Source organism: Pedobacter sp. 05T44, from assembly GCF_056395985.1.
Window position 1 is genome coordinate 63,985 of sequence record NZ_JBFTKO010000013.1, and the last position, 25,244, is coordinate 89,228.

21 protein-coding genes are annotated in these 25,244 nt (G+C 36.6%); 2 read left to right on the plus strand and 19 right to left on the minus strand.

The genetic code is table 11. The features are described 5' to 3' along the window. Positions 1-4: 4 nt before the first annotated feature. The 4 genes from hemN to AC1DDK_RS18925 form a co-directional block, all read right to left on the minus strand. Positions 5-1,363: an oxygen-independent coproporphyrinogen III oxidase gene (hemN, locus tag AC1DDK_RS18910; RefSeq protein WP_288883685.1), complete on the minus strand. Its 1,359-nt coding sequence runs from the start codon at positions 1,361-1,363 to the stop codon at positions 5-7. Further along, positions 1,353-1,823 carry a Rossmann-fold NAD(P)-binding domain-containing protein gene (locus AC1DDK_RS18915; protein ID WP_337715993.1) on the minus strand — a complete coding sequence of 157 codons (471 nt, stop codon included), beginning with the start codon at positions 1,821-1,823 and terminating at the stop codon, positions 1,353-1,355. Before AC1DDK_RS18915 ends, hemN begins: the two co-directional genes overlap by 11 nt. A gap of 81 nt (positions 1,824-1,904) precedes the next feature. Next, positions 1,905-2,969 carry a response regulator gene (locus AC1DDK_RS18920; RefSeq protein ID WP_288883684.1) on the minus strand — a complete coding sequence of 355 codons (1,065 nt, stop codon included), beginning with the start codon at positions 2,967-2,969 and terminating at the stop codon, positions 1,905-1,907. Positions 2,970-2,971: 2 nt separating this feature from the next. Continuing rightward, positions 2,972-4,156 (minus strand): PAS domain-containing sensor histidine kinase, encoded by a 1,185-nt coding sequence (locus tag AC1DDK_RS18925; RefSeq protein ID WP_172662619.1) that lies wholly within the window; start codon positions 4,154-4,156, stop codon positions 2,972-2,974. Between the two features lie 129 nt (positions 4,157-4,285). Here AC1DDK_RS18925 and AC1DDK_RS18930 point away from each other — a divergent pair, with 129 nt between their 5' ends. Then, a complete protein-coding gene (locus AC1DDK_RS18930) occupies positions 4,286-6,112 on the plus strand; it encodes a hypothetical protein (RefSeq protein ID WP_337715991.1) in 1,827 nt (608 codons plus the stop codon). A 13-nt stretch (positions 6,113-6,125) separates the two neighbouring features. On the opposite strand, the gene AC1DDK_RS18935 is transcribed toward AC1DDK_RS18930, so the two are convergent. The 3 genes from AC1DDK_RS18935 to AC1DDK_RS18945 form a co-directional block, all read right to left on the minus strand. Beyond that, on the minus strand, positions 6,126-6,383 hold the full coding sequence (locus AC1DDK_RS18935; protein ID WP_172662617.1) for a helix-turn-helix domain-containing protein: 258 nt from the start codon (positions 6,381-6,383) through the stop codon (positions 6,126-6,128). Positions 6,384-6,562: 179 nt separating this feature from the next. Then, on the minus strand, positions 6,563-8,551 hold the full coding sequence (locus AC1DDK_RS18940) for a sensor histidine kinase (RefSeq protein ID WP_337715989.1): 1,989 nt from the start codon (positions 8,549-8,551) through the stop codon (positions 6,563-6,565). An 83-nt stretch (positions 8,552-8,634) separates the two neighbouring features. Then, positions 8,635-9,069, minus strand: a complete 435-nt coding sequence (locus AC1DDK_RS18945) for a hypothetical protein (protein ID WP_288883679.1) — start codon at positions 9,067-9,069, stop codon at positions 8,635-8,637. Positions 9,070-9,149: 80 nt separating this feature from the next. Between AC1DDK_RS18945 and bla the strand changes: the two genes are divergently transcribed. After that, complete coding sequence (gene bla / locus AC1DDK_RS18950; RefSeq protein ID WP_172662614.1) at positions 9,150-9,872, plus strand: BlaB/IND/MUS family subclass B1 metallo-beta-lactamase; 723 nt, start codon at positions 9,150-9,152, stop codon at positions 9,870-9,872. A gap of 19 nt (positions 9,873-9,891) precedes the next feature. Here bla and AC1DDK_RS18955 read toward each other — a convergent pair whose 3' ends face one another. From AC1DDK_RS18955 to AC1DDK_RS19010, 12 genes are all read right to left on the minus strand, one after another. After that, positions 9,892-10,239 (minus strand): hypothetical protein, encoded by a 348-nt coding sequence (locus AC1DDK_RS18955; RefSeq protein WP_172662613.1) that lies wholly within the window; start codon positions 10,237-10,239, stop codon positions 9,892-9,894. 200 nt (positions 10,240-10,439) lie between these two features. Continuing rightward, positions 10,440-11,537 (minus strand): helix-turn-helix domain-containing protein, encoded by a 1,098-nt coding sequence (locus AC1DDK_RS18960; RefSeq protein ID WP_288883678.1) that lies wholly within the window; start codon positions 11,535-11,537, stop codon positions 10,440-10,442. Positions 11,538-11,601: 64 nt separating this feature from the next. Beyond that, positions 11,602-13,554 carry a polysaccharide biosynthesis protein gene (locus AC1DDK_RS18965; RefSeq protein ID WP_288883675.1) on the minus strand — a complete coding sequence of 651 codons (1,953 nt, stop codon included), beginning with the start codon at positions 13,552-13,554 and terminating at the stop codon, positions 11,602-11,604. A gap of 30 nt (positions 13,555-13,584) precedes the next feature. Then, on the minus strand, positions 13,585-15,132 hold the full coding sequence (locus AC1DDK_RS18970; RefSeq protein WP_337715987.1) for a GNAT family N-acetyltransferase: 1,548 nt from the start codon (positions 15,130-15,132) through the stop codon (positions 13,585-13,587). Then, positions 15,129-16,103: a hypothetical protein gene (locus tag AC1DDK_RS18975; RefSeq protein ID WP_288883671.1), complete on the minus strand. Its 975-nt coding sequence runs from the start codon at positions 16,101-16,103 to the stop codon at positions 15,129-15,131. Before AC1DDK_RS18975 ends, AC1DDK_RS18970 begins: the two co-directional genes overlap by 4 nt. Before the next feature lie 58 nt (positions 16,104-16,161). After that, the gene (locus AC1DDK_RS18980; RefSeq protein WP_337715985.1) at positions 16,162-16,965 is read right to left on the minus strand and encodes a phytanoyl-CoA dioxygenase family protein; all 804 of its coding nucleotides are present in this window, start codon (positions 16,963-16,965) and stop codon (positions 16,162-16,164) included. Positions 16,966-16,983: 18 nt separating this feature from the next. Further along, positions 16,984-18,018, minus strand: coding sequence for a GNAT family N-acetyltransferase (locus AC1DDK_RS18985; protein ID WP_172662608.1), 1,035 nt, complete (start codon positions 18,016-18,018; stop codon positions 16,984-16,986). A gap of 53 nt (positions 18,019-18,071) precedes the next feature. Next, on the minus strand, positions 18,072-19,220 hold the full coding sequence (locus AC1DDK_RS18990) for a glycosyltransferase family 4 protein (RefSeq protein WP_288883667.1): 1,149 nt from the start codon (positions 19,218-19,220) through the stop codon (positions 18,072-18,074). Positions 19,221-19,333: 113 nt separating this feature from the next. Next, complete coding sequence (locus tag AC1DDK_RS18995) at positions 19,334-20,683, minus strand: pectate lyase family protein (RefSeq protein WP_337715983.1); 1,350 nt, start codon at positions 20,681-20,683, stop codon at positions 19,334-19,336. 480 nt (positions 20,684-21,163) lie between these two features. After that, complete coding sequence (locus AC1DDK_RS19000; protein ID WP_172662605.1) at positions 21,164-22,258, minus strand: NAD-dependent epimerase; 1,095 nt, start codon at positions 22,256-22,258, stop codon at positions 21,164-21,166. 37 nt (positions 22,259-22,295) lie between these two features. Continuing rightward, positions 22,296-24,131, minus strand: a complete 1,836-nt coding sequence (gene asnB / locus AC1DDK_RS19005) for an asparagine synthase (glutamine-hydrolyzing) (RefSeq protein ID WP_288883662.1) — start codon at positions 24,129-24,131, stop codon at positions 22,296-22,298. Positions 24,132-24,153: 22 nt separating this feature from the next. After that, a complete protein-coding gene (locus AC1DDK_RS19010) occupies positions 24,154-25,227 on the minus strand; it encodes a glycosyltransferase (RefSeq protein WP_337715981.1) in 1,074 nt (357 codons plus the stop codon). Positions 25,228-25,244 lie beyond the last annotated feature (17 nt).

Genomic DNA, 25,244 nt, shown 5'->3' on the forward strand with positions numbered 1-25,244 from the left:
GATATTAATCTGCTAGGCTAAACAATTGAGTGCTGGGCTGGCTTGCCCAAAGTCTGGCATCAAAGGCCATACATATATTCCTTAAAAATCTTTTTCCGTACGGGGTAATCCGGACATCATGATCTGAAAGCATTACCAAGCCATCCTGGGCCAGCCATTTCATTCTTTTAATTCCTTCGTCTACTTTCTCATGCATTTCTTCTGGTTTTTTCCAGGATGTATACCCTCTACACATCAAATTCAAAATATGCTTTCGGATTACAAGATCGGTATCATTTAAAATGTGGCCTTTTGTAACTGGCAATTCTCCTTTACTAACAACACTCATATATTCTTCAACATTCTTTACATTTTGTGCAAAGGCCGTCCAGCAATCGCTTATAGATGAAACCCCTAATCCAATTAAGACTGTACTGAATTGTTCCGTATAGCCCATAAAATTCCTGTGTAACTGGCCATTCAGCTGGGCATGGTATAAACTATCGGTTTTGAGTGCAAAATGATCCATACCTATCTCCGAATAACCGCCGGCAATCAGCTTAGCTCTTCCCAGCTCATATAAACTCCTTTTCATTTCTGCCGATGGTAACTCTTCTTCTGTATATTTGCGCTGCCCGGGTTTTATCCATGGAACATGAGCATAACTGTAAAATGCAATTCTATCTGGTTTTAACCTTAATACAGATTGTATTGTTTTGCCCAGACCCGTTAAGGTTTGAAGCGGAAGTCCATAAATCAAGTCATAATTAATGGACTGATAGCCTATCTGTCGTGCCTTCCTTGTTACCCTTTCAACTGATCGGTAAGACTGAATCCTGTTGATTACAACCTGTACTTTTTTATCAAAATCCTGAATACCCAGACTTATCCGTCTGAACCCCAGTCTATATAAAAGGATCAGATGTTCATCGGTGGTATTGTTTGGATGACCTTCAATGCTAAACACAGCATCTTCATGTAAATCTGAGGGATTTACAAGGCCATCAATTAACAATTCCAGATGCTCAGGACTAAAAAAAGTTGGTGTTCCCCCACCCAGATGTATCTCCTTAATTATCGGCTTTATGCCAAGATGGCTGCGATATATTTCCCATTCTTTTAATACAGCATTAATGTAGGGAATTTCTACACCGTGATTTTTGGTAATCCTGGTATTACATCCACAATAGGTACACAGGCTTTCGCAGTAAGGTAAGTGTACGTATAAACTTAAACCTTCGGTACTATTGCGAACCGTAGTAATGAGGTTGTTAATCCATTTATTTTTATCAAAACGCTGCGCATCCCAAAATGGCACGGTAGGATAGCTGGTATATCTTGGTGCAGCAACGCGGTATTTGTCGATCAAGCTGCTATTTATCATCCCTGTCAGATTTTATGTTAACTTCTTTATGATGCTGATCACAAGATCTGGAACATATGCAGGCCTCTCCCAAGCATTTACGACCTTCCCACTTATCCAAATTGTTGATGGTTTGTGATGCAAGTGCCATTGGAAGTTCATTTTCGGGAATACCACTTAGCGCCCAGGGCGGAACGCTGGCAATTTTAATATTGTGACTAGAAGCCTCCTTGTGATCTATATGTGAACTATCTATTGATCTGGTTGCAATATATTTAATACCCAGATCAGCTAGCTTATGGATTACATTGGCTGAAACATCATCATCAGTAAACACAACAACGGCGTCCTTACCCTCTGCATAAAACACCGTTTCTGCACACAATGAATTGGATATCAGTGTAATTTCGTGTTTCTTGCGGTTGGCTGTCGCCAATGGCTCTTTTTCAGTTGACTTAATACTATACGCTACAACTCTCATTCTATTGATTTTATCTATCAAAATTAAGTCGTAGCTTACTGGCAAAGAATGAGGTTAATCACATCAAATTAGTGATCTTCGTCAGTTTTTCATGGTCTGTAATTTCAAATGATCAAGAATCAAGATCTGACTCCCCTTTCGCTCAATCAAGCCCTCATCTTTAAAATCGCTTAAAATTCTGCTCACAGTTTCCGTCGCCATTCCTGCCATTGAAGCCAAATTATCCCTAGACATACTTAATGTCACAGTATCAACTACCGTTTCTTTATTAGAACTTAACCTGATCAGAACTTCTGCCATCCGTTTTCTTACTGAATGATAGGCCAGCTGAAGCAGCTGCTGTTCCTTATCTAATATATTATTGGCTAAGAGTCTGATAAACTGAGATGCAACTGCAGGGTATTTATTTAGCAAGGGTTCCAGAAATCCCTTTGGAAGAAGACACAGGGAGGTATCTTCCATAGCCTCACTTGTTTCCCGGTAGTTCTCATTCGCTAACAAAGCGGCAACGCCAAAATACTCATCTGCGCCATGTATTCCGGTTAATAATTCCCTACCGTCATCAGCAACTTTAAAAGTTTTTATGCTTCCGGAAATTACAAGATAAATACCATTTACTGGATCTCCGTCATAGTAAACAACCTGTTTCTTTTTGATTTGTCTCACCTTTCGCTCAGCAATTAACTTTGAAAGTTCCTCGAGTCCTCTATTACCACTCAAAAGATTATCTAATTTATCAAGCGATTGACTGTATAATTGCTTTTGCAAGTCTCTCTTCTTAATCCGGCTCTCTATGGCATTTAAAAGTTCTACATCATCAAATGGTTTGGTCAAATAATCATCCGCCCCCATTTCCATCCCCTTTCTTATATCAATCCGCTCGGTCTTGGCGGTTAAAAAGATGAAAGGTATAGCAGATGTTTCAGGTGCCTTACTCAACAGATACAATACGCCATACCCGTCAAGTTCGGGCATCATAATATCACATAATATCACATCAGGTAAATATTTTATGGCAAGTTCTATCCCCTGCTTGCCATTTTCTGCCTGGAACACTTCATAATTCCCAAGCATTAAAATTTCAGAAGTGCTTTCTCTTATATCGTTGTTGTCTTCGATAATAAGTATCCTTGTTTTTTCCCTCATCTCTATTTATTGAATGATAATGTGAACTTAGTTCCCTTATTAAGCGTACTGGTGAAACCTACGGTCCCCTTCATTAACGTTGCATACCTCAATACAATGTTTAAGCCCAAACCCGTACCCGGAATATTCCCTGTATTATTCGCTCTGAAAAATGGCTGAAAAAGATCTCTTTGATCTGACTCAGGAATTCCAATACCGTTATCATTAATTGTCACGATGCATGCATTATCGGTAATTTCGGTATTAAACTCAATAAAAGTATGTTCACCGGAGTACTTAATCGCATTGGATATCAGGTTTATCATGCAGTTCTTAAGCAAGTTTTGATCAAGATAAACTACACTATCCACACCGGTATGCTGATAAATTATATTTTGCTCTTCTTTAGCTATCATTTGCATCTCTTCGGTTATTTCTTCAGCTAACTTAACCAGGTCAAATGACTGGAAGGAAGGTTCTACATTACCTGCTTCAAGCCGTTCAAGAGAAAGAAAATCATTCAAAATGGTCGTAAGATTACCTACGGCATTTTTTATCTTATTTACATGTTTTCTAATATTTTCATTGTCATACGGTACCGCATATTTTTCGATAAGAACCGAAGACAATTGTATGGAGCTCAAAGGAGTTCGGAATTCATGAGAGGCCATGGATACAAAACGGCTTTTCATTTGATTCAGTTCTTTCTCTTTCACCAGAGAAATACTCACCTCTTCTTTTGCAACTCTTAATGCCTGAACCAACTCTTTTAATGATCTTGTACGCTCATCAACAAGGTTTTCAAGCTCAGCTGCATATTCCTTTAACCGCTGTTCTGCTTCTTTTTCCTTTGACAGATCATGGATAAAACCAGTGTATATCGTTCGGTGGTCGTAACGCACTTCACTTACTGCCAAGCGAAAAGGAAAGGTTGTGCCATCTTTGCGCAATCCCCTGACTTCTCTGCCCTTGCCAATGATCCGCTTTTCACCGGTGCTTTGATAACGGTGAAGATACCCGTCATGGCCGCTTTTATCAGGCTCAGGCATTAGCATTGAGATGTTATTTCCAATAACTTCCTCAGCCGTATAACCAAAAAGCTTTAACGCAGCAGGATTAAGACTTTCTACTATACCTCTGTGGTCAATCGTTAGAATTCCATCAATTGCAGTCTCAATTATTGCCTTAAGCAGCTTAGCTCCGTCCATAGTTTTTCTTTACACAAATGTAATAAAAGCACGATCAGGCCTAACATAACCAAAATCATGGTAAATAGTGACCATCGTCATATTTTGCAATTGCTAATATAATTCTCTTTGCCAAATAAAACTTTATTTATGCAGCACACTTTCCACATTCCAGTACTTGGATTAGGTTATTCTATTGACACTCCACTAAAAGTCGCCAGATACGGTATATCATCGGTTGTATCTATTGTAGATGACGAACTTACTGAGCGGATGCGGAAATATCATGCTGACTTGAACAGTGAACCGTATGATTTTATAGCTAAAGATAGGCCTGATAGCCGTTCACTCAGGATAACTGAGTATTTAAATCTGCTGCATAGACTCGTAAATAAACAAATTACTGAGCTGAAGAAACATGACTTTGAAAGCCACAGTGAACTGAACAGCTATTTTGAGCTATTACCGGAAAATTCTGTATTAAAATCAAGATTCAGGCTGATGCAGGAGTTGCCTCAGGGTGATGAAAAGCAAAAACTTCAAAATGAACTAAAGGAGGGCATTATAGCAGGGAATATTGACGTAAACATCATGTCAAAAGTAGATAAGGCAAACTATCAGAATGGCGCTTATCTGGGCGACGAAAACACTGACGCTTTGGCTGCACTCCGCGGTTTCGCAAAAAGCACACTAAGCTCTTCTGTGATTGTATCGGCCGGTCTGAATCAAAGATTATACGCCTATATGGAAACTTTTAGCGATTTCTTTCCTAACGCTGAAGGTCTGTTTACTAAACAAATAACATTGAAGGTAAGCGATTACCGTTCAGCAATCATTCAGGCTAAAGTACTTGCGAAAAAAGGACTCTGGGTCTCAGAGTTTCGCATAGAGTCTGGTTTGAATTGCGGAGGACATGCTTTTGCTACAGACGGATTACTTATGGGGCCAATACTTCATGAATTTAAAGAGAATCGAACAGAATTGTTCGCAGAGTTATTTGAGATATATCAGGATGTACTTAAGATAAAAGGAATAGACCATGATGAAAATTGGAAACCTCAGCAACGTGTTACCTATCAAGGGGGTATTGGAACTGCCCAGGAGCATCAATTTCTAATTAACTACTATAACCTGGATGCAGCTGGCTGGGGAAGTCCTTTTCTTTTGGTACCAGAAGCTACAAATGTAGATAAACAAACCCTTGATGATATTGCAAATGCCTCAGAAAGCGACTTCTATCTGAGCAATGCTTCGCCACTGGGTGTTCCGTTTAACAATTTCCGGAAAAGTACGGCGGAAATCCAAAGAATTGAAAGAATCGCTAAAGGGCGTCCAGGAAGTCCCTGCACAAAAAAATATCTTTGCAGCAATGTTGAATTTACCGCAGAGCCTATATGTACGGCTTCAAGACAATATCAAAGACTTAAAATAGCGCAGCTAAAAATTTTAAACCTGCAACCAGAGGTCTTAAAGAAAAAACTCGATCTAATTACCGAAAAAACCTGCTTATGCGAAGGCCTCTGTTCATCCAATTACTTAAAATCAGATGTTCTTAGACAAAAAGAAAATAAGGCGGTAAGCATTTGCCCTGGTCCTAATATTGCATATTTCTCCAGACAATACAGTCTGGCAGAGATGATTGGACATATATACGGGCGAAATAATTTACTGAACGATATCAACAGACCAAATGTTTTTATCAAAGAACTTGGGCTTTATGTTGAGTACCTTAAAAAAGAGATGGAAAATTTCTTTTCCGATTTGAATTTGCAGCTCGATGATTACAGTGCGCAATTACAGGCATCAAATGCTAAGCGGACTAAATACTTTGCTAAATTTTGTAATCAATTAATGGAGGGAGTCGGCTACTACCATAAAATGTTAGGTATGTCCGATTTAAAATGCAAGCTTTGGGATGGTGATCAAGTTAAGAAACTTGATGATATCATTAATAAACTGGTGCTGCTAAAGATATAGGTAACAAAGTTACTTACAATATACCAAGCCCCTCGCTTATTTCATAAAGCGTGCTTAAACTAAAACAATAGGTTCCGCTTAACCACTTATTAATTACTGATTTATCTTTCCCCATTATCATTGCAAATTCTTCCACAGACATCTGGCGTAAGCTCAACACATTCTTAATGGCTTTGGCTAGCTTGATAGAACGGACCTGTTCTTTGTATTCTTCCAGGTCTATGCTTACTCTTAAGAAGCGAGACTTTGTATGTCTGCGGTGGTTTCTCATAGTTGTATTTTATACTTAAGCGTATCTCAGTTATGGTACCAAATAAAAAAACAACTATAAAACAGCCTTTTTTTCTATTTAAAAGGCGGAAGCTTAGTTTCTGCCAATTGCTTTTGTGAAGAGTTATGAGGCAAATGAACAACTATTTGCGAAAAAAATTACCATATGCAAACGGACAGTTATGCAGCTGGACTGCTGCCAGTTAAGATAAAATACAACTCAACTTCATTGCCTACAATACGCTGTTGCAATTGACTCCCATTTGCCTTCATGTACTCCCGGCATAGTTGCAACCCAAGACCAGTTCCAGATTCATTAGCGGTGCCAATTGTATGCATCTGGCGTTTATCATCTTCCCCGCTCTCTATGGCATTTTTTGCAGCAATTGGATTTAAAACCACATTATGAACTGCAACTCTCAATCCCTTAGCTTGCCGTACAAGGTTTATAGATATCTTATTGTCCTCAGGTGAAAATTTAACAGCATTATCAATTAAATTTCTTAAAACAAGTCTCACTTGATTCTCATCGGCATATACGGTACTTTCATCATTTGCATTAAGCTCTAAAGTAATATTCTTCGACAGTGCAATTGGTTCATATACCAACATTAAAACCTCAGAAAGCTTTTTGAGATCAAATTCTGTAAATTGCACACTTACCTGCTTCATTTGATCTTTTGCCCAAAATAATAGATTATCAAGTGTAAGCCTCATCTGGTCTATATTTTTTCGGTTTGCGTTAAGCAACATTTTCAGTTCCTCAAAATTCAACATTCCCATATCCTTCAGTGAAAATATGCTTATCAAGCTATTAAATGGAGTTCTTAAATCGTGAGCAATAATTGAAAACAACTTATCCTTCACCCTATTCGATGATTCAAGCTCAACTATAGTTTCACTTAATTTTATGGTCCGTTCTTCAACTACATATTCAAGCCTTTGATTCTGGGTTTGTACAAGCTTCATAAGACTTTCTCTCGCCTCGCGTTCGTTGTTAATCAATATGCTGTAGCGGTCTCCTAACGCGAATGCCAGCAATAGCATTTCGATGGTTGTAGCAATTGGAAAAATCTGAAAAGTATAATCCCTTAATTCCAGTACACCGAATAGGTTTAAGTTCACAAGAATCACACCTGTTACCCTAAAAAGCCATGCAATAATATAAAACTTAGCAGGCCTGTGTCCTTTTCTCAATGACATTATTCCTGCTATCGCTAAGCCTACTGAAATGAAAAGCGCAGTATATTGTATCATAGAGGCCGCTACGCTTTTATACCCCAATAAGCTTACAGTCATCAAGGCAAATCCAAAACCCATCATGATATAATAAACTGGTTTTATACGAGGAATTAATACTTGCAGATTCAGGAATTTCCATGAAAACAAGATGCCCGACATTGATGACAATGCCAAAAAGAAATGGGGATATTTATATATTGTTGTTCTGAAATCGTAACCGAACAAATAACCATAGCCTCTTAAATACAATACTAAATAAACAAAGCCAGCAAGAAGGTACAGCCCATAAAAGAGGTACATTTTTTCGTGCAAACTGATGTATAAGAAAATATTAAACAGAAATAATGTTATCAGTACCCCAATGTAAATTGATTCGATGTGTTCTTTAAAAGAAGAACCTGCGATGTAAGCCTCATGTGTTGCAAGTTTAATAGGCACCAGCATAAAATTATTTGTTTTAACCCGAAGATAGACTTCGTTTAAATCTTCAGCACCGGCTGTTTCGGGTAAAGAAAATATATAATTATTATTCGCAATAACACCTTTAGTTTCCTTACTAAGGCTACCAGAATTTATTACCTGCAGGTTACCATTACTGCCAATGATATAACAATCGACAAACTCAAGATTTGGCACATCAACTACAAGAAAGCTCCCTGAACCGGTATTGTTTTGATAAACTATCTTTATCCAAAAGGCGGATTTACTGTTACCAAAATTAAGTATACTTTCTTTGGATGATTTAAATTTACCTGCCCGATACAGGTCTTTAACATCTTTAAAGTTAAGTTTGCCTGTTGCATCTTCAAGATAGACTAATTTCTTACCAATATTAGTATAATCCTGTTGGTCAAGTTTAATTACATATTCTGTCGCATTCGAAGATAATGAAAGGGATAATAACAGGATTACAGTAAAAAATCGCATGAAGGGTTGGTTATTAGCCGCTAAATTATTTCAACATTCAGATGTAAAGAGAAATTCAAGAAAAAAGAAACAGTTAACAACTGTTAATTTTGCGACTTAAGTCCAGATATGCCGGTTACTGGCTCTTCTTCTTTATTTTTCCCCTTTTTTCCCTTCTTTTTCTTATTGTCTCCGTTTAAACGCTCCTCTTGTAACTTATCAAATTCAGCTATCTGATTCCCTTTTAAAATATTTTTAATATTATCATTTGTTTCATTTTGAAACTTATAAAATCTGGTTACATCTTCTTCCTTAGATGAGCCCGCCTGTTGCTTTTTCACAAGTTCCAGTTGCTGGCGATACATGTCAAATACGTAATTATATATCACACTTTTCTGAGTTGGACTCAGTTCTAACCTTTCATTCAGCTCATCTATATTTTTAACAGTCAATTCTTGAGCAGTTGGAATCTTTTTTTGTGCGTTTGCGAATGTATTAACACCTAGGCAAAACAATATTATTAAAATGTATGTTTTCATTTTTGGATTTCTAATGGTGCAATTTAAAATTTTTTTATCAAAATAACGTTTGCACTCATACCTAATATATTATATTAATTATGCGCTACCTGTTTACTTTCATTCTTTCGCTTTATTTTGTTTCAAATATTTTCGGACAATCAAGCCCTGGTTTAAAAATTTCACATTTAACCGGCGACTTTTATATTTTCACATCCTACAATTCGTATAAGGGGACTATTACCCCGGCCAATGGCATGTATGTAGTGACCAATGACGGGGTGATGATGATTGATGCTCCCTGGGACACCTCTCAATTCCAACCCCTACTCGATAGCATAAAAGTTAAACATAATAAGACGGTTAAAATTGAGATTGCCACGCATTCACATGAGGATAGAGCTGGAGGGTTAGATTTTTTAAAGAATAGTGGTGCTAAAACCTTTACAACTGATCAAACTGACAAAATTTTAAAAGAAAGCAATAAGAAACGAGCAGAATTTACTTTTAAAAGAGATACAACGATATCGCTTGGTCAATACGAGCTTCAAACATACTATGCAGGAGAAGGTCATACCAAAGACAACATTGTCGTTTGGTTTGAAAAAGAAAAAGTACTTTATGGGGGCTGCCTGGTGAAAAGTACAGATGCAAAAGACTTAGGCAATACCCAGGAGGCCAATCTTACCCAATGGGTGAAAACAATAAATAAGATTAAGCAAAAGTTTCCCAATCCAAGCTTTGTGATCACTGGTCATCAGAACTGGGATCATGTGGATGCGTTGGATCACACCTTAAATTTACTAACTAATAGTATGCAATAGAAATAAAAAAAGCCCTTTATCAAGATAAAGAGCTTTTTCTTACCAATTTTTTATAGTCTTCCAGTAAGGCAATATATTTTTCCATCCAATAATAAACTGATCCCGGATGATCTGATTGAATGTCATTCTTAAGTACCGTAAGGTCTTCCTGGAAACCAAAGCCATTGAGTTCACCTTCAAAATCATGTGAGAAATCATAATTTATGACCTTTCCGATTTCGAAAATCACATCTGTATGAAGTTTCTTTTGTCGAAACCAATTATACAAGGTTCGCCTGTTTACATGTAAACGCCTGGATAACTCACTAATATTTACGTTTTGTCGTCGAACAGCTAGTTCAACAATCTCTCCGGCATTGTGTTCCATAACTTTAGTTAATTTAGTAATCCTTATATTAAACGTTAGGGACGTCTTAATGGTAGCGTATAGGGTTTTAAAAAATTAGAAGTTCTTAGGATTTGAGCATCAATAAAACAGTTAAGGGCATCTTATAAACAAAGATATTTAATAGAAAAAAAAACGTGAACCTACTGATTGTCATAAACTTACTTTTAATGTTCAATAATTTACAATGAAGCAACATAAATGATTACGCCACTCACTTCCTTATTTTCATTATGCCAAAGATTTACGATGCATTTAATCAAATGTCCATTATTGTAAAAGTCGTAGCTCCCTGCACAATTCTCTATCTTCCCGCTATCTATTTTGTTTTTTAGCGTTTCCAGGTCGGGGCTGGTTTCCGAAAATGCATCAAAAAAATTCAGGCCCACAGGATCCCCTTCAGGGAAACCAAATTCTCTCATCCATTGCGCCGATGCCAATAAGTAATTCATACTTAGATCAAACATTGCAACTGGTAAAGGAAATTGAGTGATCAGAATTTTATTTTTTTCATCAATATCTGCAACAAAAGTTCGTTTGCCTGTTTTTTCTTGTTTGCTGCTTTTGTACCGATTATAACATAATGTATAGTTTGCAGGATTTGAAAAACCAAGCATAAAGGCCATCTGTTTTTTACTGCAGCCTGTCCTGCTTATGTACTGTTCGGCAAATTCCATTTGCAAGCGTCTGAAATAAAGATAGGGGCTTGTTTGATAAGTGGTTTTAAAATCACGCATCAATTTAGAAACCGAAATATTGTGTAAAATCGAAAGGTGCTCAACCTTGGGAAAACCAGACAGAATGACTGTTCCAAGATAATCCGCAATCTGATGGCTCTTATTACTTGCTGTATCATGGCCCAGCATTGCTTCATGATTAATGTTAAATTGATCGCCCAGAAGTTTCTCATCCATCAATCCGGGTAAATTTTTATTATAAATGTTTGCAAAAAAACCGACTACATTTCCATTTTCAACATCAGGATAATAGATGATGGTTACCGAACATTTCTGTCCATTAATCAGCTTAATTTCTGAATTATACTTTTGGACCTGGCCATCCAGAACCTTATTCACGTATGGCAGGTGATGTTCATGATAGCTACCATTAAACAAAACTCTTAGGCTTATAATACCTAACAATTCTTCAGGAGTCTTGCCACACCATTTAAAAAACTCCTTATTTGCAAAACGGCAGACTAAGTCCATGTCCCAATAGGACCACAAACTGATTCCTGCACAGGTTTGCATTATGGAGATTTCATTAAAACTTGATCCCATATAAATTCGCCTTTATTTTTTCGCATATTTCTAGGTAGATATACAGATATTAAAAGCAGCAATCTCAGCTCACGCCTGGTTCAACACTAACATCCATTAGATCTCCAGTTTCCACATTTACTACATCCATACTCTGATAAGTTGAATTTGCACTAACATATTCAGGAACGATCTCCTTCATTTTTCGAACAACCTCTTTATCATTGTTCGAGCAGTTCAATGCCAATAACTCGTCTATATTTCGTTGTACATATTCGTAGGGATAATAAATTACATTCGATATCTTAATTTTTTCATGATAAGTTGGAACAACCTTTTCAGTTTTATTCAACAGCTCTTCATACAATTTCTCACCTGGTCTTAGTCCGGTGAAGCAAATTTTTATATCGGTGTAAGGCATAAACCCAGCTAACTTGATCATATTTACAGCCAAGTTCAAAATTTTGATTGGCTCACCCATATCAAAAATAAATATCTCACCACCTTTACCCATTACTGATGCCTCCAGCACTAATTGTACTGCTTCAGGAATCGTCATAAAATATCTTGTTATGTTTGGATCGGTTACCGTAACAGGCCCTCCCATTTCAATTTGCGCCCTAAATCGTGGAACAACTGACCCGTTTGACCCCAGTACATTTCCAAACCGGGTAGTGATAAACCTTGTTCTATGAACCACATCAGTTTGATAATTTTGAAGGGACTGAATATAGATTTCTGCGATCCTCTTCGATGCCCCCATCACATTTGTTGGATTTACAGCTTTATCTGTAGATATCATTATAAATTTTTCTACATCATAGTCAATTGCCAGATCTGCAAGATTTTTGGTGCCCATCACGTTAGTCAAAATGGCCTCCGACGGGTTATGCTCCATCATTGGCACATGTTTTAAAGCTGCTGCGTGGAATATTATTTCCGGCCTGTACGTCTCAAACAAGCTTTTAAGCCTTCCATAATTTTGGATATTTACGATAAACAATTCACAAACACTATCTTTAAAATTATCTTCTATTTCTAACTGCATTTCGTGAAGTGGTGTTTCTGCCTGATCACAAAGAATCAATAATTGTGGATTACACCTCAACACTTGACGAACAATCTCTGACCCTATGGAGCCTGCAGCACCGGTAATTAAAATCCTCTTGCCTTTAAGTTCAGCTTTAATATTTTCTCCTTCCATGTTAATAGGTTCGCGCTGTAAAAGGTCTTCAATTCTTAAATCAGGGAGTTGACTTAACCTCAGTTTGCCCTTTAACCAATAATTTGAAGCGGGTACTGAAATAACTCTTATTCCACATTCCATACACTTTTCTATTGCAAGTTTCCTTCCTTCAATGTTTATACAATCCTCCATTACAATCATCTTCTCTACTCCATATTTATTTTTCAAGTACTGAATAGAATGAGAACCGTATACTCTTTTTTGTTCTATGTGTTTATTCCTACGATCAGGATTATCATCAACAAAGCCCAATATTTCAAAATTATTTTCTGAAGATGCGTCTAAACCTTGCTTAATCAGTAAAGAAGATCTGTCAGCTCCATAGATCAGCAACACCTCTTTAGAAACAACTTCCAGATCTTGAAGGTAATGGAACAATTGTTTCACAGTTATCCTTAGTGCAATAAGCATCGAGGCAGAGATAAAAAAATTAATGATGAGCATAGGAATAAACCAATGATTATTGAATCCAAAATAAGAGGATAAAAACAGGTAAGCCGCCACTTCAAATAGCAAACTAGCTAATAGCACTGCTTTAAAGACACGGAAAATATCGTCAACACTAGAGTATCGGATTATTCCGGTGTGTATTCTCATACTTACAAAAACCACCATCGTGATTACATTGTAAACGATCAGATAAAGGAAAAACTTGTTATTAAATATTTCATTAAAATTCTCCTTTTGTATAATCATTAATGATGCAGCAAGAGCGATTGTTACAATGAACTGATCAATTAACAGGATCAGCCACCTGGAGTACACTTTTTCGCAAAATAGAATTTTTTTCATGTCATTAAACGTTAAATAGATGAAGAAAGGTTAAGCTTTGTTAGCTTGCAATCTATAAAGTGGGAAAAAATCAACATCAGAGTTGAGATCGATTTCTTGTTGAGATAACAAAGAGGTATATACTTCCGGATTGGCTATGAAACGCCAACTATGGTAATTGAAAGTAAGATTTGAAAAATTAGCTTTCCACCTAAACAACGAATCTTCTTTAAAGCCTAAGCCTCCACCCAGATTGTAATATTTTACACCAAGTTGTCGCCCAAGAATCGTGATTTCTTCCGTTAACAATTTGGCAGGAGAATCTCCCAGATATTCTTCTCTGGTCCCCAATAAATGCGCCTGCATAATACCATTTGTGATGACCACTATTGCACCACATATCGGATAATCATTTTGATCATACACAAAGATTAGTCTTGCATCGTATTCTTCTGAATCAAGCAATCGCCTAAAATATTCTTCATCAAAATAATAGGTGTTCGAGGCATCCACCCTAAGCATATTTAATGTATAGATAGCACTAAAGGTTTTTATATCCTCGCCCGTACTGGCTTCCCTAACATAATACCCCTTTTTTCTCAGGGTCCTGATTTTTCTTAATACCCTTTCCTGGTAAGCGCTTCTCTGTTCCTCAATAGGAAGGCTTAGATCCAGTACCACCACTTTTCCGTTATCTACCACCCCTCCAAAATCTCCCATCAGTTCTGCCTGGTCAAAGAAAGGGTTCAACCTGGAAAATACGGTAACGATCTTTTCATCTTTTAGGAAGTCCAGAAAACAATTCCTGAAATTATATACAAAATCTGAAGGAAGCTTGTGGAAATCCCTATTCGAAATCGGACCGCTATAACCATATACCGAACTCATATCATAGTATTCAGAATCCTGAATATCTCTTTTCAATAATGGGATAGCAATAAAATCACTCCCTTCTTCATAAACAAACAACATTGGAATTCCAGAAGTGTTATCCAATGAATGATAGGTCCATGAATGATAAAAATCATATTTCAAAGCCCTTTTTACAAGACCTTTCCACTCGGCCTCTTGTTCAAGTTTAACGATGTACTTCATGCCGGGTAAATTATTTTTAGTTATATAATCCTCTTTTATTACTTCCATTTTCAGATATTTATCACTACCTGGGATACCAACAAAACCTTGTTTACTATATATTCTGATGGCTGCATTATGTTCTTTATTTACTTCAAGTATTACCTTTTTCAGGTTTAGGGTAGAGAAAGCATAATCAAGAATAAGTGCTGTTGCCTTTTCTCCGATGCCTTTGCCCCAGCAGCTTGAGTCACCTATAAAAAGATGAAATTCGGCCTGTTGTTCTGAGATGTCAAGCAATTGCACGTTCCCGATATATCTCTTGCTATCTGTTAAGCAGATGGCAAATCTCTTTTGGTCAGTTCGCTTTAAAACACCCCTTAGCCAATCCCTCTCCACTTTCAATGTAATTGGCTCTGATGGATTGAAAGGTGTATACTTCCATATCTCCGGATTATTTCGCCATTTATAGGATATCATCGCATCCTCAAGTGCCAGAGGCCTTAAAAATATACTTTCGCTCATAATATTGTTTTTAATACATTAAGTATGCGTTTCATTTCAGAATGGGTATACCGATGATCTATTGGTATGGCGATAAGATGCGTTGTTAAATAATATTCATACATCTTTTTTGTAGTCCATTCCAGAACATTTGGCCAGTATGTAGCCACATATATTCTTTTTTCAAATAGCTTGTTTCTAATTTCGGTAGAAGAGATTAGCAGTGGATAGATCATCGGTCCATTTACAGAAGACGCATCAAATGAATAGTCGTTATAACTCTCCAGAAAATCATGAAGGTACATGAAGTTGGAATTTCTTCTGTATTTACACGCTTTATAATCTATACCTGATAAAATCGACTGAGATAAAGAAGACATTTTACGTATTGGGTTGTTGGAAAGAACAACATTATTTACAATAAAATCTTCGTACCCGCTTTCAATCCCCATGTCAATACTTTTTATCAGATGGGAAAATCTGTCTACCGACACATCTTTCTCTAGCTTTAGTCTTACATCACTAGTGCATTGAAGATAGGCCCCATCTGGTACACCAAAGAACTTTCGGCAAGAATAAAAAGTATCCACCCCCTCCAATGGCTCAGAAAAAAAAGCCTGGGAATTATCTACTATCAGATTTTCGAAAAGCTTACTTAGCCTTATAACGGTATCCTGTTTTAGTCCAAAATAATTTGTGTACAGCAGACCATCATCAGGACCTACCTCGAAATCGAGAACCGGATCCATATTTTCGTCAATAGTATAATATTGAAATTGAACACCCAACTTCTTAAGTGGCTCCAACATCACCTCACAGGTATAATAAGGTATGTGAACCAATTTATATCGCTTAACTTTGAGAATATATTCAAATGCATTCCTACCAGTATTTAATTTTATTAGCGAGGGATAAAATTCCTCACCTCTGGACAATTGTAATTCTAAATATCCTCCAATAGACTTCATTTTGTTTGAATATTGATTTTGCATTTTGAAAATAGGTTAACAATGGGATTGATGTATTTTGAATGAATCCAAAACGACTTAACTATTCCTGTCCCCTTTGGTACATTCTTTTATGAACTGGCTGATAATACTCATACAGATCCGTAGGAGTTCTTGCATTATAGCCTATAACTTGTCTAAGGTGGTCATTAAGTTCCTCACCAAAATCATAGCCTAATAATCTTGGATAATCAAGCTGTTGTTTCATAAACGGTTTTGTAAAGGCCATTGTAAGGGTCCTTCTTGGCTTGTCTGTATAATTTTTACCTGCAGCATGCCATAGGTTAGCGTCAAATAAAATAATGCTGCCTTTTCTTGCTACTGCTCTGTCCGCATAGTCATAAAAATATTGGTCGTCAGGCTTTTTATCATGCTTATGCGATCCGGTAAGCATGTATGTTGCGCCATTTTCTACAGTAAAATCATCAAGAATAACCATCATTTGGATCATAAGCTTAAATGATCCTGTAAAAGTTCTAACATCCCGATGAACATTCTGAACATACGGTTGTGCATTTCTTACATTAATTACCGCGCCTAATGAATTCAAAATGTAATTGCCCTTTAAGAAATGTATAATTTGCTCATGTGCATACTTTTGTTCTAAAAATTTTAATGTAAACAGCTGCTTCTCCACCAAGTGATGTAAGGTGCCATCCATATTTTGCGCAATGCCATTGGCTTCCTGTATCTTATGCCTTACTTCATAAGCCGGCAATAGGGAGTCATTGATTTCATCAAGTAATTCATTGCTTAAAGCATTTTCATATACGATCCAGCCGTATTCGCTGATCACCTTATCAAATATTGTAATATCAGCTTCCGAATAATCAAATTTATTGTTCATAATAGTACGTTTTATTTGTTATGCTTTGGTTTGCCTATACGCAGGAAAGAATGTAGACTGCTGGGTGAGCCCTACACCTTTTTGATGTAAAAGCGCATTATAAGATTCCTGGTCGCTAACGTAACACCAGATCCAGTCGTTAATTCTTAAATTAGAAAAATGACTTTTAAACTTAAATAATGAGTCTTCCTTTCCTCCTACACCCCCACCTAAGTGGAATATCTTTTTCCCCAATCTTCTGCCAATCAGGCTAATTTCATCCGTCAGTAATTTACTGGGCGATACTTTCAGGTATTTTTCAGAAGTGGCAGACAAGTGGTTTCTGACTACATTTTCGGATATCAATATCAGGGCTCCGCAAATCATTTCAGTACCATCATAAATCAGCACAAGCTCATTTTCAAATTCACGGGTATTGAGCAATCCGGCAAAATATTTTTCATCGAAATAATAACTCTTGCTGGCTCCCAACCGATCCATATTCTTATGATACATTTCTGTAAATGCAGCTATTTCGCTAGGACCCGCTGCATTTTTAATGGTATATCCGGTTTCCCGAAGTTTCTTTATCTGCCTTTTCAGCCTCTTATCGTATCGTGATCTCTGCTCTTCAATACTTAATGATAAATCCATATAGATGGTGCTTCCGTTAGGAATAACGCCTCCAATATTTTCCAGTAAGTAATGTTGATTAAGAAAAGGATACAATCGTGAAAAAACACATATACACTGTTCGGACTTCAGAAAATGACCGAACTCTTCTTTAAAGCTTTCAATCGTTAGTTGCGGAATATCCTTAAAATCTACATTAGATATTGGCCCTGCGTATCCATATACTGAAGTCATATCATATTGAGATGACCCTGCGATATTTCTCTTTATTAGTGGAAATGCTATAAATAAATCTTCTTTCTCGTAAATAAAAAGAATGGGCTCTCCTTCCATATTTAAGGAGTGGTAATACCAGGTGTGATATACTTCATAATTATGAGCCCGTTTAACATAAGCATCCCACTCCGCTTTTGCGCGGACAATTAAGCATTGATAAGACATGTATATTTTTTCTTTAAGGTGCGCTAGTGATCTGATTTTCCTAGGTAGTAGGATTATGCTCCTTCCAGAATATTAACCATAGTCTGGTTCACTTTGTTTACATCAAACTTTTCGCTTGCGTATTTTCTGCCATTTAGCCCGAATCTTGCAACATCATCTGTATGCCTTATATAGTACTCCATTTTAGAGGCCAATTGTTGAATATCTTTTATTGGAACCAAAAAACCATTGGCCTTTCTTAGAAGCGGGTTAATTGTTTCCCTGCATCCAACAGAATTACAGGTAATAACTGCCCTTCCCATTGCCATTCCCTCTAAAAGACACCGTGGAACTCCCTCTCCATAATAAGATGGTAGCACAATAACAGAAGATTTGTTAATGTATGGTCTTACATCATCAACCAGCCCAAAATATTGGATGGTTCCATCCGTTTTTATTCTTGAAAACAGATCCGCACTAATGGCATCAATGTTATCATCATAAGGCCCAATTAGTTTAAAAACAACATCAGGGAATTTTTCTTTGATCTGTTTTGCAGCATAGTAGTATTCCTTAATTCCTTTCGCGTTAATTAATCGCGAAATCATCAAAAAACTTATGTTATTTAAATCGGGGGGAGAGTACTCATAGTGAGACAAATCTACCCCCGAACCATTCACCACATGAGCTATATTCTTGTTTGTAATAATATTTGCACGAATCAGTGTATTATAATCATCCTTATTTTGAAAAATGATCTGCAATCTTTTACTTGCTCTCAGACTCAATTTTAACAAAATCCTTGTTATCTTTTGAACTACCGTTTTCCTTGAACCTACATTTAAAAAATTGTAGCCAAGCCCCGTCAGCATCGGTGTGATGTGATTTACTCTGCAAAACCTGGCAACAAAAGCGCCATAAATAACTGGTTTAAAAGTGTAGGGAAAAAACACATCGGGTTTAGTAGCTTTGATCAGCCTGCGCAATTCGAAGAGGTATTTAAGATCAGAGACTATTGATACATTACTCGGATTCAATCCATTTTCATATACCCTTACCCCCATTTCACTTAGCTTATTTTTAATCTCCTGATGTTCAATTTTAGGAGTAAAAATAATCACTTCGTGTTTTACAATTAATGCTTCTATCAATTTACCTCGGAAATCCAGCAATGAACGTGGAGAATCGCATGAGATCAAGATTATCTTTCTTTCTTTTACCATGTTGATTTAAATTTATAGGTAAATATTTAAGGGCCTGTTTCAACTGAGTTGAAACACGCCCTTAATACTATGACCATCAAAAAAGATGTTATTAAATCAAAAACTATTATTGCTTAAAGGTTCAGGATTGCTCCGGCATTTGCCATCACAGTCGCAGGAACATTTGCTGCTGGAATAAGTTCTGACTTGTATTCATAGGTTGGTACCCATGATGATGCTGCTGTTGAAATTTTGTTTACACTACCTTTGTAAATATTAGTGCTTGCGCCACTAACAAATCCTGGTTTTGAATTAAAATCAGTATAAATCGCATAATGCTGGTTCTCAAAATAGTTATTATCTGTTCTTACTGTCGCACCCATAGTTACACCAATCCCGTATCCGCTACCATTTTGCAGATAGTTATTAAATACGTGCATGGTTCCAAATCTTGTACAAGGTTGTCTTTCAGAAACATTATAGAAATAATTCTTGTAGACAGTAACACGAAGTTTACCAATATCGTTAGTGTTTGCATCTCCAAAACCGATTAACATCGCGACATTATTATCATGTAATCTATTGTACGATAAAGTAACATAATCTGCTCTGTTACCAACGTCTAACAGACCATCATAATAGTCCCATCCGTGATTTCTATCAGATGATAGATCGCAATGATCTACCCACACGTGATGAGCACCTTCTTTAATAACTATATTTGAATAGGTTACCACATTTCTGATGGTCATGTTACGGATGATTACATTACTGGTTCCATAAACTAATAAACCAACACCTTCCAAACTCGAACCTTTCATACCAAGGATTGTTTTATTGGAACCTACGTTTAAATAGCCTGTACCAGTAATTCTTCCGGATACCTTAATAATCGTAGCTGTATTTGATGAAACAGCATTTTTTAAAGCAGAATAAGTTGTTACAGTTATGGTTTGGCCACCTGTACCACCTGTGGTTTTACCGTCAACCATAGCATAACCAATAATAGCACCGCTTGTTGCCGGAGGCGCTACAGGACTCGTTACCGGAGGTTGTACAACAGAACCACTGCTGCCATCTAAGGTATAAGTATACTTACGTCCATTGGTCCTTGGATCGCTATTATCCGAAGCAGATATATATACGCTGGTAAGCCAATGACAAAAGCGTCCTTTACCAATGTTCCTGATGTCTGCTGCGCTTGAATGCGCAGGACCAAGCTCTTTTCCATCCTCAAAGACCCTCATTGTTGATACTTTGGGCTGGCTTTGTGAATCTCCTGACACTGGAAGCTCATAAACTCTGTAAGAGTAACCACCGTCACTTGCTACTCTAAATGTTTGTAATGATTTAATACCACTTGTGGTGCTCGTAGCTGCTACACCAGTATCAGTCTGCGTAAGTGGGTTTTCAGGGGTTGCCGCATCCGAGCCTTTTTTACATTTACTAAAAGTTAATACAACTAACAGTAATAGAAGGCTCATGGGCAGTCGATTTGATGTTTTGTTTTTTCTTTCCATTTGATTTTTTAAAAGTATACAATGGTAACGCGAAAAAGCGCGTCACTATACACTTCAAAAATTATGGAAAATCAATGATTTTACATAAAGAAAACCATTTTTCAGGCGCTAATCCAATTTAGCAAATCTCATCGATTTAATTATTATAATTAATAAATTATCATTCAGAAATTAGAATATCTTTTAGCTTAATCAAATATTACTTATTATTATATCAGGCATCAATTGATTAAAATATTTTCCAGATACAAATTTTAAATTAATTTAAAATAGTGATAAATTATTAATATCGACGTAGATATTAACTACAAAAAGCATGTTCAAACACATGAATAAATGTAATTTTTCCGTCACAAAAGAACCATCAGACCTCAAACTCTAAATATACTTGGCCCAAAACTTAGAATTATCAATAATTTTTAGTATTGTTTTGTAAGAGAATTATCAATGATAAACAACACTTGCTAGATGCGTTTGTCCCTTTTTTGTTACCAAGTAAAAATCTTTATACCAATTCACAAAATTTCTTACCCCTTCAGATACTGAAACCTTCGGATCATATGCCAGCATTTTCTTCATTACCGATATATCTGCCCAGGTTTCTGCAACATCGCCATTTTGCATTGGCATATAATTTTTATCGGCAATTTCACCTATATTTTTCTCAATTTCAGTAATAAACTCTAACAGATCTACTGATTCTCCTCTTCCAATGTTAAATACCCTGTATGGAACATTGGAACTCGAAGGGTCAGGAACAGAAGCGTCCCATAAAACACTTTTTTTTGCGGGATGATCAATAACACGAACAATTCCATCCACAATATCATCTATATAGGTAAAGTCCCGTTTCATTTTCCCATTGTTAAAGATATCTATCTGCTTGTGTTCCAGAATTGCTTTTGTGAAAAGAAATGGAGCCATATCAGGTCTTCCCCAAGGGCCATATACGGTAAAAAAGCGTAGCCCCGTTGTTGGGAGTTTAAATAAATGGCTGTAAGTATGGGCCATAAGTTCATTACTTTTTTTTGTAGCAGCATATATTGATACCGGATGATTTGCCTGATGACTTGGAGAAAACGGCATTCTTTTATTTAAACCATAAACGCTTGATGAACTTGCATAGACAAAATGTTTGATATTGTGTGTACGACAGCACTCTAAAATATTTAGGAAACCGGTGATATTTGAATCAATATATGCTCTGGGGTTCGTCAAACTATACCTTACTCCGGCTTGCGCGGCTAAATTACATACCGCATCAAAATGACATCCTTTAAAAAGTTTCTTCATCTTGCCATGATCTGTGAGATCTAGTTTAACAAACTGATAATTGGGATATTTACAACTTCTTACAGCTTTTCCATATTCTAAGGATAAACCATCAATTCCTGTTTCTGAGAGCCTGCCATGTTTTAGATTTACATCATAGTAATCATTAATATTATCAATTCCGACTACCTCATCGCCTCTTTCCAACAAATATTTTGCCAGATGATACCCAATAAAACCGGCTGTACCGGTAACCAATACTTTCATAACGATCGCTTTAAAATTTAGATTTATAGATTTAGGCTTAAAGGTTTTTATGCCACACTTCCAGACTGAATACGCAAAAGAGTATTTTGGCCCTTCTTTCATCAGAAATTTTAATCTTTCTGGCAATAAGGTCCATTATGAAGTCTTTTTTTATGATTTTAGAATATAAATTATCCGGAGCCATCAAATAGGTATTGATAATCTCTTTGAGTTCATGATCTACCCACTTCTTCAGGGGTATTTCAAATCCTCTTTTAGGTTGTTCAATGAGCTCAGCCGGCAGATATTTTTTTCCAAGCGTTCTCAAAATATCTTTGGTCTGGAGTTTCTTTATTTTAAAATTGTCCGGTAATCCAGGGGCAAATTCAAGAACTTCTTTTGCTAAAAAAGGGCTTCTTCCTTCTAAAGAATGTGCCATGGTAGCAATATCCATTTTGGTAAGTAGTCTGCTGAACAACATCGAATCAAAATCCATCAGCAGCAATTTCTTTAATGGCGAAATTGAATAGTCGTTAATTCTTGCAAGATCACTTGAAATAACCTTCATTTTTGGTTTTTCAAGAAACGCGTCTTCAAAACCCACAAAAAGATCTGAAGAAGCTGAGCAATAGATTTTAACCAAATCAGAATAGCCACCAAACTTCAATAACCTATATATATACGTGTAATTACTTTGTTTCTGATTAGCTACAGGCAATAGACTCGTTAAGATTCTTGAACTAATCCTTGTAAATTGACTCGGATTAAAAAAATCTACGTGTTTAAATGGCACATATCTTCTATAACCACCAAATAGCTCATCTGCACCGTCACCATTTAAAACAACCGTTATATGCTTTTTGGCTTCCCTGGCCACATAATAACTCGGTATTGCGGAATTATCAGAATTAGGCTCACCATGGTTAGATATGATCTTTTCTATATCGTTGGTTAAATCAGAAAAGTCTATTTCAACAACAGTGTGGTCGGTTCCATATTTCTTTGCTACCTTCTCTGCAAGGGCCGATTCATCAAAAGATCCCGGAACCTTAACCGTAAAGGTTTTAAGTTTTGAAGTTTGTTCAGCGGCCATTGCTGTCACTAATCCGCTATCAATCCCTCCACTCAAAAAAGATCCTACATCTAAATCGGAGCTATCTATTCGTCTTTTAACTGCAGTTTTCAGTATGCCATCGAGCTGTGTTACAGCATCGGTATAATCGGGGTATCTTTCTGCTTTATAATAGTCTTCGATTTTAAACCAGCAAACATCATCACAAAGACCTGTAAGTGTATCAATCTTTAAATAGTGCCCATTTTCCAACTCGTTAACAAAAAGATACGGAGTAGCTTTACGGTAATGATGCCCAACATAGAGGTAATCAGCCAGCGAGGAGTAATCTATCTCAGGTCTGCACTTTTTATAAAGTACGTTTAGCTCCGACGAAAAAACAAAGGTTTTTGCTTTATTATATACATACAAAGGTTTTTTGCCCGCCCTATCACGTGCCAGGTACATTCTAAAATTGAGGGTATCATATAATGCAAATGCAAACATCCCATCAAATTCCTCAAGCATATCCATGCCCATCAATTCAAACATCATCAGTATGGTCAATGTATCAGAATTGGAAGAAGCCTTAAGACCATACTTTTCTCTAAGCTCCATATGATTGTAAATCTCACCATTAAAAACAATCACCAGTCCATTGTGTTCCATTGGTTGCTGCCCGGTTACACTTAAATCCTGAATTGCCAGTCTGGTATGGTAAAGATTTACATTATACAAGCTATAATGTCCCTGTTCATCGGGGCCTCTGTGCAATAACCCATTAAAGATCATACTGTTCTCTATTGGATATTCATAGTTTATCGTTCCAAATATTCCGCACATATTATGTCAATTCTAAATAGCACTAACCGGCTAAGCCGTCAATTAATTGCATCCACTCCCCCATCACTTGCTCTTCACTAAATCGTGCCTTAATGTGTTGCTGGCCCTTAGCACCAAGAGCAGTTCTATCGGCAGCAGACATATCCATTATCTTTAACATATTACTGGCCATATCATGCTCATTTTGCTTCTCGCATAATAAACCACATTGTGCCTTTTCAATCAATTCATGATTTCCATCAATATCAGTTACAACCGTAGGTCTCGCATATGCCATAGCTTCCAGAATTGCATTTGGCATCCCTTCTGAAAAAGAGGAAAGCACAAAAGCGTCTGATTGGCCTAAAAAACTATGTGCTTCTTTCTTAAAACCTATGATGTTAACATAGTCTTGAATATTTAGCTCCTCAATTGTTTTCTCAGGCCACAACTCTCCATTTAAATCTCCAACAATATCTACCGTGAAATTTTTGTGTTTTAAAAGTGCTATTGCTTTAAAGAGTGTTAAATAGTCTTTGTTCCACCTAAAGTGACCAATGCATACCCACTTAAAACTACCATTAACCAATTCGCCATCAATCTTGGTATGTTGTGGTATAGTAATTCCATTATGAATCACTATACCTCTTTTGCTCACTAACTTCTGCTTTTCAAAATTTATCATAGAGGCAACAGAATTGTAAACAACTGCATCGTCAAGTCCGTCCGTAAGTTTAAAAGGCATATACCATTTTTTAGGGATCACAGATATCCTAATGGTAGAGATCAACTTAAATTTAAGTCTCATCTTTAATAAGCGTGCAAATATGATTGCAATGAACATAAAAGCAATAACTACATCAGGTCTGAATTTTTTAATGGTTTTATAAAGTATCTGTATGTTCGAAAACGGAGCGCTAGACCAATTCCTTAAAAACAAAGCATCTACTCCGGCTTTTCTGATATCACCATTAAACTCATCAATGGGTTTTAAAGAAATGATCAATACTTTATGATGCTTTGATTGCAGAAATGATGCAATTTTCAATAGCTGCGTTTCAGCTCCACCCTTGCTCATAGATGGGGTCATTAAGATCACCCGTTTATTCACTTTCATAAACTATTTTATTTGAG

What these genes read in the sequence shown, in the direction of transcription:
- hemN (WP_288883685.1), bottom strand. Translation starts at nt 1,363, where the DNA reads ATGATAAATAGCAGCTTGATCGACAAATACCGCGTTGCTGCACCAAGA.
- AC1DDK_RS18915 (WP_337715993.1), bottom strand. Translation starts at nt 1,823, where the DNA reads ATGAGAGTTGTAGCGTATAGTATTAAGTCAACTGAAAAAGAGCCATTG.
- AC1DDK_RS18920 (WP_288883684.1), bottom strand. Translation starts at nt 2,969, where the DNA reads ATGAGGGAAAAAACAAGGATACTTATTATCGAAGACAACAACGATATA.
- AC1DDK_RS18925 (WP_172662619.1), bottom strand. Translation starts at nt 4,156, where the DNA reads ATGGACGGAGCTAAGCTGCTTAAGGCAATAATTGAGACTGCAATTGAT.
- AC1DDK_RS18930 (WP_337715991.1), top strand. Translation starts at nt 4,286, where the DNA reads ATGCAGCACACTTTCCACATTCCAGTACTTGGATTAGGTTATTCTATT.
- AC1DDK_RS18935 (WP_172662617.1), bottom strand. Translation starts at nt 6,383, where the DNA reads ATGAGAAACCACCGCAGACATACAAAGTCTCGCTTCTTAAGAGTAAGC.
- AC1DDK_RS18940 (WP_337715989.1), bottom strand. Translation starts at nt 8,551, where the DNA reads ATGCGATTTTTTACTGTAATCCTGTTATTATCCCTTTCATTATCTTCG.
- AC1DDK_RS18945 (WP_288883679.1), bottom strand. Translation starts at nt 9,069, where the DNA reads ATGAAAACATACATTTTAATAATATTGTTTTGCCTAGGTGTTAATACA.
- bla (WP_172662614.1), top strand. Translation starts at nt 9,150, where the DNA reads ATGCGCTACCTGTTTACTTTCATTCTTTCGCTTTATTTTGTTTCAAAT.
- AC1DDK_RS18955 (WP_172662613.1), bottom strand. Translation starts at nt 10,239, where the DNA reads ATGGAACACAATGCCGGAGAGATTGTTGAACTAGCTGTTCGACGACAA.
- AC1DDK_RS18960 (WP_288883678.1), bottom strand. Translation starts at nt 11,537, where the DNA reads ATGGGATCAAGTTTTAATGAAATCTCCATAATGCAAACCTGTGCAGGA.
- AC1DDK_RS18965 (WP_288883675.1), bottom strand. Translation starts at nt 13,554, where the DNA reads ATGAAAAAAATTCTATTTTGCGAAAAAGTGTACTCCAGGTGGCTGATC.
- AC1DDK_RS18970 (WP_337715987.1), bottom strand. Translation starts at nt 15,132, where the DNA reads ATGAGCGAAAGTATATTTTTAAGGCCTCTGGCACTTGAGGATGCGATG.
- AC1DDK_RS18975 (WP_288883671.1), bottom strand. Translation starts at nt 16,103, where the DNA reads ATGCAAAATCAATATTCAAACAAAATGAAGTCTATTGGAGGATATTTA.
- AC1DDK_RS18980 (WP_337715985.1), bottom strand. Translation starts at nt 16,965, where the DNA reads ATGAACAATAAATTTGATTATTCGGAAGCTGATATTACAATATTTGAT.
- AC1DDK_RS18985 (WP_172662608.1), bottom strand. Translation starts at nt 18,018, where the DNA reads ATGTCTTATCAATGCTTAATTGTCCGCGCAAAAGCGGAGTGGGATGCT.
- AC1DDK_RS18990 (WP_288883667.1), bottom strand. Translation starts at nt 19,220, where the DNA reads ATGGTAAAAGAAAGAAAGATAATCTTGATCTCATGCGATTCTCCACGT.
- AC1DDK_RS18995 (WP_337715983.1), bottom strand. Translation starts at nt 20,683, where the DNA reads ATGAGCCTTCTATTACTGTTAGTTGTATTAACTTTTAGTAAATGTAAA.
- AC1DDK_RS19000 (WP_172662605.1), bottom strand. Translation starts at nt 22,258, where the DNA reads ATGAAAGTATTGGTTACCGGTACAGCCGGTTTTATTGGGTATCATCTG.
- asnB (WP_288883662.1), bottom strand. Translation starts at nt 24,131, where the DNA reads ATGTGCGGAATATTTGGAACGATAAACTATGAATATCCAATAGAGAAC.
- AC1DDK_RS19010 (WP_337715981.1), bottom strand. Translation starts at nt 25,227, where the DNA reads ATGAAAGTGAATAAACGGGTGATCTTAATGACCCCATCTATGAGCAAG.